Annotated in this window: 12 protein-coding genes and 2 tRNA genes; 9 read left to right on the plus strand and 5 right to left on the minus strand. The window is 42.0% G+C overall.

Annotated features, from left to right (window positions below):
• Positions 1–49: 49 nt before the first annotated feature.
• The 3 genes from BQ8014_RS12610 to BQ8014_RS12620 all read right to left on the minus strand — a co-directional run bounded on the left by BQ8014_RS12610 (position 50) and on the right by BQ8014_RS12620 (position 2,989).
• Positions 50–1,258: a FecR family protein gene (locus BQ8014_RS12610; RefSeq protein ID WP_080904658.1), complete on the minus strand. Its 1,209-nt coding sequence runs from the start codon at positions 1,256–1,258 to the stop codon at positions 50–52.
• A gap of 131 nt (positions 1,259–1,389) precedes the next feature.
• Entirely contained in the window at positions 1,390–2,025 is a 636-nt protein-coding gene (locus BQ8014_RS12615; RefSeq protein WP_234998040.1) for an RNA polymerase sigma factor, read from the minus strand.
• Positions 2,026–2,692: 667 nt separating this feature from the next.
• On the minus strand, positions 2,693–2,989 hold the full coding sequence (locus BQ8014_RS12620; protein ID WP_234998041.1) for a type II toxin-antitoxin system HicB family antitoxin: 297 nt from the start codon (positions 2,987–2,989) through the stop codon (positions 2,693–2,695).
• Between the two features lie 514 nt (positions 2,990–3,503).
• Between BQ8014_RS12620 and BQ8014_RS12630 the strand changes: the two genes are divergently transcribed.
• The 4 genes from BQ8014_RS12630 to BQ8014_RS12645 all read left to right on the plus strand — a co-directional run bounded on the left by BQ8014_RS12630 (position 3,504) and on the right by BQ8014_RS12645 (position 9,195).
• Entirely contained in the window at positions 3,504–4,331 is an 828-nt protein-coding gene (locus BQ8014_RS12630; protein WP_139785125.1) for a hypothetical protein, read from the plus strand.
• A gap of 659 nt (positions 4,332–4,990) precedes the next feature.
• Positions 4,991–7,042: a M3 family metallopeptidase gene (locus BQ8014_RS12635; RefSeq protein WP_080904661.1), complete on the plus strand. Its 2,052-nt coding sequence runs from the start codon at positions 4,991–4,993 to the stop codon at positions 7,040–7,042.
• An 81-nt stretch (positions 7,043–7,123) separates the two neighbouring features.
• Positions 7,124–7,570 carry a deoxycytidylate deaminase gene (locus BQ8014_RS12640; RefSeq protein WP_080904662.1) on the plus strand — a complete coding sequence of 149 codons (447 nt, stop codon included), beginning with the start codon at positions 7,124–7,126 and terminating at the stop codon, positions 7,568–7,570.
• A gap of 2 nt (positions 7,571–7,572) precedes the next feature.
• Entirely contained in the window at positions 7,573–9,195 is a 1,623-nt protein-coding gene (locus tag BQ8014_RS12645) for a S41 family peptidase (protein ID WP_080904663.1), read from the plus strand.
• 15 nt (positions 9,196–9,210) lie between these two features.
• Here BQ8014_RS12645 and BQ8014_RS12650 read toward each other — a convergent pair whose 3' ends face one another.
• Positions 9,211–9,504 carry a DciA family protein gene (locus tag BQ8014_RS12650; protein WP_080904664.1) on the minus strand — a complete coding sequence of 98 codons (294 nt, stop codon included), beginning with the start codon at positions 9,502–9,504 and terminating at the stop codon, positions 9,211–9,213.
• Positions 9,501–10,604 (minus strand): DNA replication/repair protein RecF, encoded by a 1,104-nt coding sequence (locus BQ8014_RS12655; protein ID WP_080904665.1) that lies wholly within the window; start codon positions 10,602–10,604, stop codon positions 9,501–9,503. The genes BQ8014_RS12650 and BQ8014_RS12655 overlap by 4 nt, the downstream gene beginning before the upstream one ends.
• A 141-nt stretch (positions 10,605–10,745) precedes the next feature.
• Here BQ8014_RS12655 and BQ8014_RS12660 point away from each other — a divergent pair, with 141 nt between their 5' ends.
• The 5 genes from BQ8014_RS12660 to BQ8014_RS12680 all read left to right on the plus strand — a co-directional run bounded on the left by BQ8014_RS12660 (position 10,746) and on the right by BQ8014_RS12680 (position 12,508).
• The gene (locus BQ8014_RS12660) at positions 10,746–11,441 is read left to right on the plus strand and encodes a tetratricopeptide repeat protein (protein WP_080904666.1); all 696 of its coding nucleotides are present in this window, start codon (positions 10,746–10,748) and stop codon (positions 11,439–11,441) included.
• A gap of 74 nt (positions 11,442–11,515) precedes the next feature.
• Positions 11,516–12,010, plus strand: coding sequence for a 6,7-dimethyl-8-ribityllumazine synthase (gene ribH / locus BQ8014_RS12665; protein WP_080904667.1), 495 nt, complete (start codon positions 11,516–11,518; stop codon positions 12,008–12,010).
• Positions 12,011–12,038: 28 nt separating this feature from the next.
• Positions 12,039–12,121: transfer RNA gene (locus BQ8014_RS12670), tRNA-Tyr, on the plus strand.
• Between the two features lie 14 nt (positions 12,122–12,135).
• Positions 12,136–12,208 (plus strand) — tRNA-Gly (locus tag BQ8014_RS12675).
• Between the two features lie 105 nt (positions 12,209–12,313).
• Positions 12,314–12,508, plus strand: a complete 195-nt coding sequence (locus tag BQ8014_RS12680; RefSeq protein ID WP_080904668.1) for a CDGSH iron-sulfur domain-containing protein — start codon at positions 12,314–12,316, stop codon at positions 12,506–12,508.
• Positions 12,509–12,583 lie beyond the last annotated feature (75 nt).

Consider the following 12,583-nt stretch of genomic DNA (forward strand, 5'->3'; position numbering starts at 1 on the left):
TTATTTATATCATAGGCAAACTATTTTTGATGATTAATATTTAACTTATTTATTCTTTATAGGTAATTTCATAAATATCATTTTGCTTGCGGATTTGTATCGGTACGGTCTTGGATAATCCGTCGAGGACAATCTCTAAATTTTCAAGCATATCCAACTTCCCGGAACATTTTAATGAGCCGGCCCGGGGATCGTAGTCTATTTCTTTTCCATAATAGCGGGACAGGCGGTTTAGAATAGTGCTTAACTTTTCACTATGATAGCTGTATAAGCCTTCTTTCCATAAAATATAATCTTTTACATTTACATCTTTTATTTCCTTTTTCCCCATTGTATAGGAGAGCATTTTATTGGGTGTCAATTTTTCGGATTGCTCATTATCCATATCCACCACCACACTACCCCGGACCAAAACAACGAGATGTGTCAAATCCTCTTCATAAGCCGTTACATTAAATGCTGTTCCTAAAACTTTAATGTTCAAATGATTCGTCTTTACAAAAAAAGGACATTCTTTATCAGGCATTACATCGATGTAAACCTCTCCGTCTACGTATATTTCACGCTTGTTTGAAGGAAATTTAACCGGATATACAACACGGGTTCCCGAATTTATCCAAAGTTTGGTACTATCCTCTAAAATGAGAGTCGAACGTTTCCCTTTAGGGACGATTAATTGATTATAGATAAGCGAACCCTTAGTTTCTCCTCTTGAAGTTTCAGCTTGTTGCTCTTTATCAACTATCTGGCGATTTATTTTAAGCATGCCATTAGCCGTATATTCTATTGACGGGGCCTGTTTATCAATATCGACCTTCCTTTCATTGCTAAAATATAATTGAATATTATCCGTTTCATTATATATAGGTTTAATCTTCTGTGCAACCAGAGAAATATTGTCTCTCTCCGATGGCCTTGTTAAATAAAGGACACTCATAGAAAGACCTAGAAGCAAAATAAAACAAGCGGCAGTCCTTATTATAAATAAACGGTACCTTTTTTTCTGCCATTGAGCATTCGTTTTGCCTATTTTCTCCCACAAAGCGAGCTGCTCCGAAAGGGGAATCGATTGATTTGTAATATGGAATGATTTAATTAAGAACAGCGCTTTCCGGTACTCTTTTTCTTTAATAAGATGTTCGCTTCTTAACCGTGCCCAAAAAAGCTCCGTCTGAGGGGTTGGGTTCAGCCATGATTGGACAAAAAAATCATCTTGCAATAAATCTTCAAATTTATAATCTATATATTTATTAGTCATTTATACATTCCTTTCCCTAACGAGATAACAAAATCATCATTTATAAAAGGACAACGTACGATATAATTTATACTCAATAAAAAGAAAAATATTTTTAAGAAAAAGTAGATTAATAAAAATATTAAATAAGACTATTTTAAAAGACACAGAAGGAGAACATATAGGAATAAAGAAGGAGGAAAAGTGGATCGTAGTTTTTTTAAGGTACGCTGGAGAAGGTTTTGAACGGATTGAGGGTTCATATTCATTAATTCACTAATCTCATCGTAGGAAAGATTTTCTTTGAATCGATAATAAATAACTTCCTTTTGTTTCGATGTCAGGGAATTTAACATTTGATTGACTTTTTCCCGGATAAGATGATATTCTTCATTTTTAAGTAATATTTCTTCAGCTGAAAGTTCCACGGAAAAATTCAATTCGTCATTCTCAAGAGTAACATAATCCCGCATTTGCTTATAGGCATTAAACAATCTGTTTTTTAAAGAGACAAACAGGTAAATTTTTATATTTTTTACAGGCTGAAGATTCCTCCGATTCTGAAATAAGGAAGTAAACACATCATGGATGCAATCTTTCAAAAGTTCGCAATCTGAAGTATAATGCATGCCATATCCATACATTGATTGTATATTCATCTCATAAATAGTAGTATAGGCGTCGTCGTCTCCAGACAGAAAACGGTACCATAATGATTTATCAGATTCCATTGTTGTCTCTTCTTTATCCATGAAGATACGTCCGCTTAATAATTTAAATCTATTCAAGAGCCTATATCCTCTCCCACCTTTAGACTATCCGTACAAAAGTAAATAAAAATAAGTAAATATAAACAAACCGACCTACTATGAAAAAGGGAAAGGGATACTCAGTTTCTCTTTACGGCATAAATAAAAATATGATTATTTCTTCGGTTTTTTATACTCGGTATCTTCATCTTTCCATAGGCTATCTCTGTTTTGGTCGTGTTTAAATATGTGATTTCTTCATCGTTGTTTTTAATAATATAAATTTATATGAATCAGATCCATATATTTTAACACAAGCCGCTGTTAAACTTCAAATTTTAGTGGTAAAACACTACGCATAATGTAAAAAACATATGACCATCATGACCAACGATGAAGAGGATCGATTTATGGAAGAGGGAATGACTATCCGGGTGATTCCAGTATGGAAATGGCTATTGGTATAACTTTTCACATGGGAACCACTTATTTTCCTAATGCTTATTATATCGCTTTGCAAACACAAACTCAAAAAGAAAAGACCCTGATATCACCAAAGTAATATCAGGGCGTCAAGCGTTCAAAAGTGTATTAATCAAATGAACTGCACTTGACTTATCTCTGAGGCAAAGTCATGCAATGATTTTTCAATTTTTTGTATAGTCTTTGCACTTGGTTTCTTTCGCCCCGTAACATAGTGACTTAATTAACCTTGACTGACGCCTGTGATTGTTTCTAATCCGGCTAATGTGAACTTCTTGGAATAAAATGCCAAAAAAGATGCCACGTCATATTTAAACTCGAACGTCATCTCTTGAAATGGCTTGTTCTCATCCTTGTACAAGGCTTCCATTTCCCTATAGGAATTGTAAAAGTCTTCAATGGCTTCATTGACTGTTTTGCCGTCTCCTATGATACCGTAGCCCAATCTGTTCTCGTCTAAATCAATATAAACACCATAAGTACCGTCATCTCCCCTTTCAATAACTGCTCTAATTGTCATATTCTATTTCCTTTCTTTTAAACTCAAAAGTTATAATTTAACCCCCGAATCTTTAGTAATACTTTTTAATGTTCCCAATTTTACCTCCTCACTTTTATGATTGCTTAGAAGGAATTCTCTTCCCGTTATTGGACTAAATCAAATGGGGTGTTTCTTTCTCTGTCGCAGGAAGTAACAACCAGCCTTTGAGATCTTCTTCTCAAGTTCCGAATACTTCATTCTATCAACGTTCATTTGATTAACACAGTACAAGGGTATTAATATTAATACCACAAACAAAAGAAAATCATAAAAACACAGATCAATTATCCCAATGACAAAAGGGACAAGTCACATGAAGAGAAAAATTTCAGACAGGCACTAAAACGGAATCGATTAATCCGACTTTCGATTTTCATGAATAAATTACGATAAATAAACCGTATATTTTTGTATTTTTGACAACTTGGAATGACAATTTACTATTGAATTAAATCAACGGCAAATGCAAGCCATAAAAACATATTTCGTCCTTATGGAAAGGAAACATTTATTCGCAACACTCTTGTTACTCCTCTGCATAATTAGCTTTGTAAGTTGCGTAAAAGAGGAGGACGATACCCGGACAACTTGCACCTCTGGTTGTACGGTTATCATGGGGAGAATCTTGACTTCAGAAAACCAACCTCTTCCCGGTATAAATTTCGAAGTTAATTATAAGAAAACCACCGGAATTCATTACATCCTCACAAGAAAGAAAGCCGTAACGGAATCGGACAAAGACGGATTCTACGACATGCGTTTCCACCTCAAAGACGACGAGCTTCTTCAAGATGAATCATACAGGACGTTTGAAATGAACATCAATCTGGAAAGATTGGATCCGGAATTGTATATACTTCCAAAAGATATGATCTCACATATCGATGCATCAACGGATCCTCCCACGACCACAGCCGCAGATGTAGCACCGGAAATAACAGCCTCTATGAGACTTAAGCGGGACACAGTGTACGATGTGAATTGTTATGTGCCGCAGAAAAAATATATAAAAGTCACTTTAAAAGGCTTCGAGCCACAACAGAAGGGCGACTGTTTTGAAGTATGCACGCTTTTCCCTTGGGGATTTGAGGAGAATGACTGGAATGATAAGATGCTGGACACGAAATACGGGATAGGAGGCAGCGGATGGGACAGGTTCAAGGCTTCCACCGAAGACCAGACGTTTACAGAGGTTCCTTTCGCATTGAACGACAGTAATATCGTGAGAATAATAAAAGTCAAAAATGGTGTCGCGATGCCGGAAGACCATAAGATTTATGTATCCGGGGACAGTCCGACAAATCTTACATACGAATACTAAATTGAGATGATTTTATATTTTTAACCAACGGGTTCAAAAGCAAGGCTCTTAGAAAAGTTCAGAAGGAAACGCCTTGTTTCTATAAAACAAATTTATTCTATACATATTCTTTTTCATGCCAAGGCATAGGCAAAACATTGCTGCGGCAGCACCTTTTTTCTTTACAGGTAGCAACAATCCGACTTCCCCCGGCCGTCAAAAGATCTTTTGACGGTCATTCGAAGATCTTTTGACGGCCGGGGAAAGATCTTCGAATGGCCAGTAAAAATTAAAGTGCCAGTGCAAAAAAAACAAAGCCAGTACGTCGGAGAACTCAAAAGGCAACGCAGAGATCACATTTTTCCTTGCAGCAATCCCCCGGACAGATATAATAATGACGATAAATAGTGAATCTTCCTGCGCTTATTCAATACTATCATTTTTTCAATTGTTTGTAGCGTAAAAACACTAACATATATAACCCATATCAATACATTAAAAATGTTCTTAAAATTTTAAGAAGGAAGCGCTCTGTTTCCATAGAACATATTTATTTTATAGAGCGGGACAGAGTTTGTCATGCAACAAATTCTGTCCTCCATAAATATTTATTACATTTGCTTAAAAAAAACATGAAACGACAAATTTTTATACTTTTCGTTTTAGCAATAATAGGAACTATGACAGTAACAGCCGCTAATCCACTTTTAAAGAAATTCAACACCCCGTTTGAAACACTTCCTTTCGATCAAATAAAAAACAACCATTACGAACCCGCCTTTGCTGAAGGCATCCAGCAGTTGGAAAAGGAAGTAAGAGCCATTGCAGACAATCCGCAACCGCCCACATTTCAGAATACCGTCGTCACGCTGGAACGAAGCGGAAAATTACTGGACAGGGTAGCCTCCGCCTTCTTCAACGTCCTGGGCGCCGAGGCAAACAATGAATTGATGGAGATCTCACAACGGGTCAGCCCCAAATTATCAGAAAGCAGCAACAATATTTATCTTAATGAAAAACTGTTTGCCCGTGTGAAAGCGGTCTATGACCAACGGGAATCGCTAAACCTGGACGTCGAAGACGCCCGCCTTTTGAAAAAGACATTCGAGGCCTTCGCCGACCGAGGGGCCAACCTGAGCCCGGCGGACAAGGAAACCTACCGCCGGTTAAGCACCGAACTGAGCCGGCTGACTTTGACTTTCGACCAGAATGCCTTGAAAGATAAAAACCGTTACGAACTGCTCCTTACCGACGAAAAAGAGCTGACCGGCCTGCCCGAAAGTTTCTGCGAAGCAGCCCGGCAGCGCGCCAAAGAAAAAGGGAAAGAAGGTTGGCTTTTCGACCTCTCCGCTCCCAGTTATGTACCGTTTATGAAATATGCGGAAAACCGCACCTTGCGAGAGAAACTATATAAAGACTACATGAGCGTCGGCAACAAGGGGGACGAGTTCGACAACAAGGAAAATGTCAGGCAGATCGCCAACACACGGCTCGCCATTGCCCAATTGCTCGGCTACAAGGACTATGCCTCTTACGAACTGAAGGACAAGATGGCTAAAAACTCCGATAATGTCTACCGCCTGCTGAACCAACTGCTCGACGCCTATAAACCGGTCGCCATCAACGAATGCCATATGCTCGAAGGCTTTGCAATCGGAACAGAACAAACCGACTTCCGACTTATGCCCTGGGACTGGAATTATTATGCGGAGAAGCTGAAAGCCCTGCGTTTTCAGGTGGACGACGAAATGACACGCCCTTACTTCTCCCTGGAAAATGTAAAGAAGGGAGTCTTCGGACTGGCGACCGAACTCTACGGGATTACGTTCAAGGAAAATAAAAAGATTCCGGTCTATCACCCCGAAGTGCAGACTTACGAGGTTTACGATGCCGACGGAAAATTTCTCTCCATCCTTTACACGGACTTTTTCCCGCGCGACGGAAAACAGTCCGGCGCCTGGATGAACGGAGTGAAACCTCAATATAAAACGGAAAAAGGTGAAGACAGCCGCCCGCAGATCATTATTGTAATGAACTTCACGCGCCCGACCGGAGCGAAGCCCTCCCTCCTCACCTACGACGAGGCGGAGACCTTCCTGCATGAGTTCGGGCATGCACTCCATGGAATGCTGGCGAAGGGCACTTACGCCAGCCTTTCGGGAACCAATGTCGACCAGGACTTTGTAGAGCTTCCTTCGCAGATCATGGAAAACTGGCTGGCTGAAAAGGAATTCCTCGACCGGATCGCCATACATTACGAAACCGGGGAAAAGATCCCTACGGAATTGGTACAGAAGTTAGTCAACGCCTCCAACTATAACGCCGGTTACCTATGCTGCCGGCAGGTAAGTTTCGGACTGTTGGATATGGCCTGGTATACACGCACAAAGCCTTTCGAGGGGGATGTGGAAGCTTTTGAAAAGGCGGCATGGAAAGCAGCCGCGATCCTTCCGGACGTCCCGGGAGCCTTGATGAGCACAAGTTTCGGCCACATTTTCTCCGGAGGATATGCCGCCGGGTACTACGGGTACAAATGGGCGGAGGTATTAGATGCCGATGCTTTCGCCGCATTCAAGGAAGCCGGAATCTTCAATAAGGAAGTCGCCCGCCGTTTCCGGGAACAGATCCTTTCCAAGGGGGGTACGGAAGAGCCGGATGTGCTCTATCGCCGTTTCCGCGGAAAAGAACCTTCCATCGATGCTTTGCTCATCCGGAACGGAATAAAAAAATAAGCATTAAAAAAATACAATTCATTAATTAATATGTAATTTTGCACCCGAATTACTGCTAAAAAGTAAGAATAGGTTTTTAGTATGGCAGAAAAGAGAAATAAGCAATTGGACGTGGACAAACGATACCTGCGAATGGCAGCTATCTGGGCGGAAAATTCCTATTGCATCCGGCGGAAAGTCGGATCTTTGATCGTCAAGGATTTGCGGATCATTTCGGACGGGTACAACGGTACTCCTTCCGGATTTGAGAATATCTGCGAAGACGAAAACAACAAGACGAAGCCTTATGTACTCCATGCGGAAGCCAATGCCATCACGAAAGTGGCCGCTTCCTCCAACAGCAGTAAAGGAGCAACGATATACATTACCTCCTCTCCCTGCATCGAATGTGCGAAATTGATCATTCAGGCTGGGATTGTACGTGTTGTGTATTCTGAGAAGTATCATACGGACGAAGGATGTGAGTTACTCAAACGCGCCGGAATAGTTGTAGATTTTGTAGAAATTAACAATACACACCAAGAGTAAAAATGAATAAAAACAAAAAAATAGCCATTTGGTTACCTGTTATTATTGCCCTGAGCCTTGCATTGGGTATTTTTATCGGAAACCACTATCTGTTGTTAAACAAAGGCTTCCGACAAATTTACTCCGGTAATAATAAGATCAGCACAATCCTGGATATTATTGACCGCCAGTATGTAGACACCGTTAATATGGGGAACCTGATCGAAGAGACGATTCCCAAAATATTTAGCGAATTGGATCCGCACTCCTCCTATATCCCTGCGAAATACGCCGAAGAGGTACACGATGAATTGGAAGGTTCGTTCAGCGGCATCGGAGTATCGTTTAACATGCAGTCCGATACGATTATTGTAATCAGCGTCATTTCGGGAGGGCCCTCCGAAAAAGCGGGGCTGCTGCCTTTTGACCGGATCATCACGATCAACGATACCGTTTATGCCGGGAAAAAGTTCCACCAGGAAGAGGTGATCAAAAAATTACGCGGACAGAAAAACAGTACCGTACGCCTGGGCGTCCAAAGGGGGTCTTCTCCCAAATTGATCCAATTCGATGTAACGCGTGGGGAAGTACCCAATTATTCAGTCGATGTTTCTTATCGCGTCAGCGAAGGAATCGGCTATATCAAGGTAACTAAATTCGCACGTACGACCTATAATGAATTCATCACGGCTATCGCCAAGCTGAAACAGCAGAAATGTACCGGCTTCATTGTCGATCTGCGGCAAAATAGCGGCGGTTACATGGATGCCGCCATCAATATGATCAACGAATTCCTACCGGACGGCAAACTGATCGTTTATACGGAAGGCAAAGCCTTCAAGCGCAACGACGTCTATTCGAACGGTACGGGCACTTGCATCGATGCTCCGCTGGTTGTTCTCGTGGATGAATTGTCGGGCTCGGCCAGTGAAATCTTTGCCGGGGCCATTCAGGATAATGACCGAGGACTGATTATTGGTCGCCGTACTTATGGGAAAGGGTTGGTACAGACTCCGATTCCACTGGGAGACGGTTCGGAATTACGCCTGACAATTGCCCGTTATTATACACCTTCGGGACGCAGTATTCAGAAAATGTATGAAATGGGTAAGGTCGAGGAATACGACATGGATCTGTACAACCGCTATATGCATGGGGAATTCGACTCGGCGGACAGCATTAAAATAGCCGATTCATTGCAGTACAAAACTTCAACCGGACGGATTGTCTATGGCGGCGGCGGAATTATGCCGGATCTGTTCATCCCGCGTGATACAAGCCATTTTACCTCTTATTATATCAATGCACATAATAGCGGAGTGATCTACCAGTATGTCCTCACCTATTCCGACCGGGAAAGAGCTAAGTTGTCTTCGTTCAAAAACTATCAGGAATTGTATGCTTATCTCAGCAAACAACCGTTAGTGGAAGATTTCGCGAATTTCGCGGAGACAAAGGGAATCCAGAAAAGGCCGGGATTGATCCAGATCTCCTACCAGTTGCTGAAACAACAACTGGAAGCGTATATCATCCGCAACTTCTTTGACAATAACGGATTCTATCCAATTTTCCTGAAAGATGATGTGGCCTTAAAAAAGGCCGTCGAAGTGATTAAGGACGGATATTGGGATCCAAAACGAAAGTGAAGTAAGCTCCTCTGCTTAATGCAGGCGAAGGTCGTAGATAACGGTAGCGCGCACGTGCTCGTTCAGGCTTTTCACCAACCGCTCCCTGCACATCATGAGCTCGCTCCGCAAAGCGGAGGAAGTAAGGGATACGTGCAACACATGGTTTTTCACATAAATTTGAGTAGTATATTCCAGTATCATCGGGCCGAGGAGTTCTCCCCAGGCCCTTTTGATACGGATTTCCAGTATTTTATCATATAATTCGGTATTATCTTCAAAGAAATCGCGGAGAACCTCCCCGAGGGTTTGCGTATTTTTCCTTCTCATAATTCCTCCTCCATCGGTAATACCGCGCCATTATCTACCTTAAACAAGGTGTAGTCGTGCGGGATTGTTTTCAGAATCCGGTCCAGGTATTTCCGGTTTGTGTCCGTAATAAAGATCTGCCCGAAATGATCTTCACTGACTAATTTGATGATTTGCTCCACACGCTCGGCATCCAGTTTATCGAAGATATCGTCCAGTAAGAGAATGGGGCGGGTCTGTCCTTTTGCCGACAAAAAGGCAAACTGGGCGAGTTTTAATGCAATCAGATAAGTCTTGTTCTGCCCTTGCGAACCGACGCGACGGATCAGGCGATCATTCAGAGTCATCTCCAGTTCGTCCTTGTGGATGCCGGTGGAGGTATAACCGAGAACCCGGTCCCTTTCCCTGTTGCCCGCCAGACTTTGTCCATAGTCCGACTCTTCGAGTTGGGAAAGATAACGCAAAGCGACCCGCTCTGCCGAATGGCAGATCGTCTGGTAATGCTCGTTGAAAATAGGAGTCAGCTCATCGATCAGTTGCCGTCTTTTCTCATAGACCAAGGGAGCGTACCTTAACAGTTGGCTTTCCAAGACTTCATACAGCGCTTCGTCCCGGCTTTGGTTTTTCAGCATGACATTACGCTGCATCAACGCTTTATTATACTGAATCAGGGCATGCAGATAAGATTTGTCCTGCTGTGAGATAATCACATCCAGAAAACGGCGCCTCTCTTCACTTCCTCCCCGGATCAATTCCGAATCCGTAGGCGAAATCATGACTATCGGTATCAGTCCGATGTGCTCCGAAAGCCTTTCGTATTCTTTTTTGTTCCGCTTGAACTGCTTCCGTTGCCCACGGCGGATTGCACAGAAGATATCCTCTCCCCGTTCCCCGTTGACATAGATGCCCTCTACAACACAAAGTTCCTGCCCTTCCAGGATCAACTGGCTTTCCGGCGTATTGACATGGCTCTTACAAAAAGAAAGGTAATAGATGGCATCCAGCAGATTGGTTTTCCCCATTCCATTGTTCCCGAAAAAACAATTCATCTTGGAAGAAAAGGCCAATTCCGCCTGAACAATATTCTTATAATTGAGAACAGATAATTTATTCAGTATCATCCACGCATTATTAATCGTACAAAATTAAAAAATATAAGGTGGAAACTATCGTTTATATCAGTAAAAAAACTAATTTTGCGCTTTAAATTGAACAGTCATAGATACAGCTAAAAATAATAATAATATAAAGAAGAACGAACTATGTCGAGTAAACAAAAAAGTGCTGGCAAAGAATTAGAAGTAGATGTTATCCTTTCTAAATCAGAGCAATTTATTGAGAAATTCAAAAAACCTATATTCTATGGAATCGTTGCCGTGGCTGTCATTATAGGAGCTTATCTCGCTTTTCATTATGGTTATGCCCTGCCGCAAAACAAGAAGGCGGAAGTTGCCTTGTTTAAGGGCGAGCAATATTTTGCCAGAGACTCTTTCAAACTTGCATTGAACGGTAACGGAGCGGATTATATCGGTTTTGAGGAGATAATCAGTTCTTACAGGGGAACGAATGCTGCCAACCTGGCCAAAGCCTATGCAGGCATTTGCTATTTCCGCCTGGGAGAAACAGATAAAGCGGAGGACTTGTTGAAATCATTCAGCGGAAACGATAAGACAATCTCCCCTGCCATCGTAGGATTGATCGGAGATTGCTATGTAAACAGCGGAAAGACCGAAGAAGGAATCAGCTATTTTAAGAAAGCGGCATCCAGAGCCGACAACGACATCGTCAGCCCCATCTATTTAAAGAAAGCGGGTATCGCTTATGAAAGCCTGAAACAATATAATGAAGCCATCAAGGCTTATACGACGATCAAGGAAAAATACAGTGCTTCAATGGAAGCCGGCGATATTGACAAATACATCTCCCGTGCGGAGATCCGGAGCAATACAGCAAATTAAGCAATCACAAAAGATTCATATCCAATAAAAGGATGTCAAAAGGCATCCTTTTATTTTTCAACCACTTAAGAATTATGGCAACAGCATATCACAATTTATCGGCATACGACTTTGACAGCATACCCGATGCATCCGAAATGAAATTCGGGATCGTTGTTTCCGAATGGAATCGCAATATCACGGAGAATTTATTAAAAGGAGCCTGTGATTCCCTGGAAAAACACGGAGTAAAAAAGGAAAACATACAGATCGTCCGGGTTCCGGGAAGTTTTGAACTGACTTTCGGAGCGAGAAAACTGGCCGATACCCGGGACGTGGACGCAGTGATCGCCTTAGGCAGCGTAGTCCGGGGAGATACTCCTCATTTTGACTATGTCTGTTCCGGCGTAACGCAAGGCATAACCGAATTGAATCTGATGTATGATATTCCGTTTATCTTCGGTCTGTTAACGACCGATAACATGCAACAGGCCGAAGACAGGGCCGGCGGAAAATATGGTAATAAAGGGGATGAGGCCGCAATTACAGCTATAAAAATGGCCGCCATCACTTGCAATTTAGAAAACTAATCGTATCTTTGCATCGCAATTCGCAAAAGGGCAGTTACCAGAGTGGCCAAATGGGGCTGACTGTAACTCAGCTGGCTTTCGCCTTCGGTGGTTCGAATCCATCACTGCCCACATTGGGAATCATTGCGGAAGTAGCTCAGTTGATAGAGCATTAGCCTTCCAAGCTGAGGGTCGCGGGTTTGAGCCCCGTCTTCCGCTCTCGCAAAAACGGAGAATTCGTAAGGGTTCTCCGTTTTTCTTTTCCCATGAGAACCTTTCCGACCTTGTTTTGTTTAATAGAAATCATACTAAAGTCATCAAATTATGGATACGAAAGATTCAGTACTTAAAATCAGAGTATTGCCGAATGCTCCACTATCAGTTGAAGGCAAAGTCGAATTAATCCTTGCAGACGGGACGTCTGTCGTAAAAGAAAACCCACATCTCTGCCGTTGCGGCGGTTCGAAACACAAACCTTTTTGCGATGGTACTCATGCAAAGATAGGCTTTATGGGTTAATTGCATAATTATCAAGTTAAAAGGCCGGAGTGTCCAATCACATTGCGGTCTTTTTTGTATGCAAAGGGCTATAGT

The sequence above is a fragment of the Parabacteroides sp. Marseille-P3160 genome (assembly GCF_900162725.1).
Taxonomy (GTDB): Bacteria; Bacteroidota; Bacteroidia; order Bacteroidales; family Tannerellaceae; genus Marseille-P3160.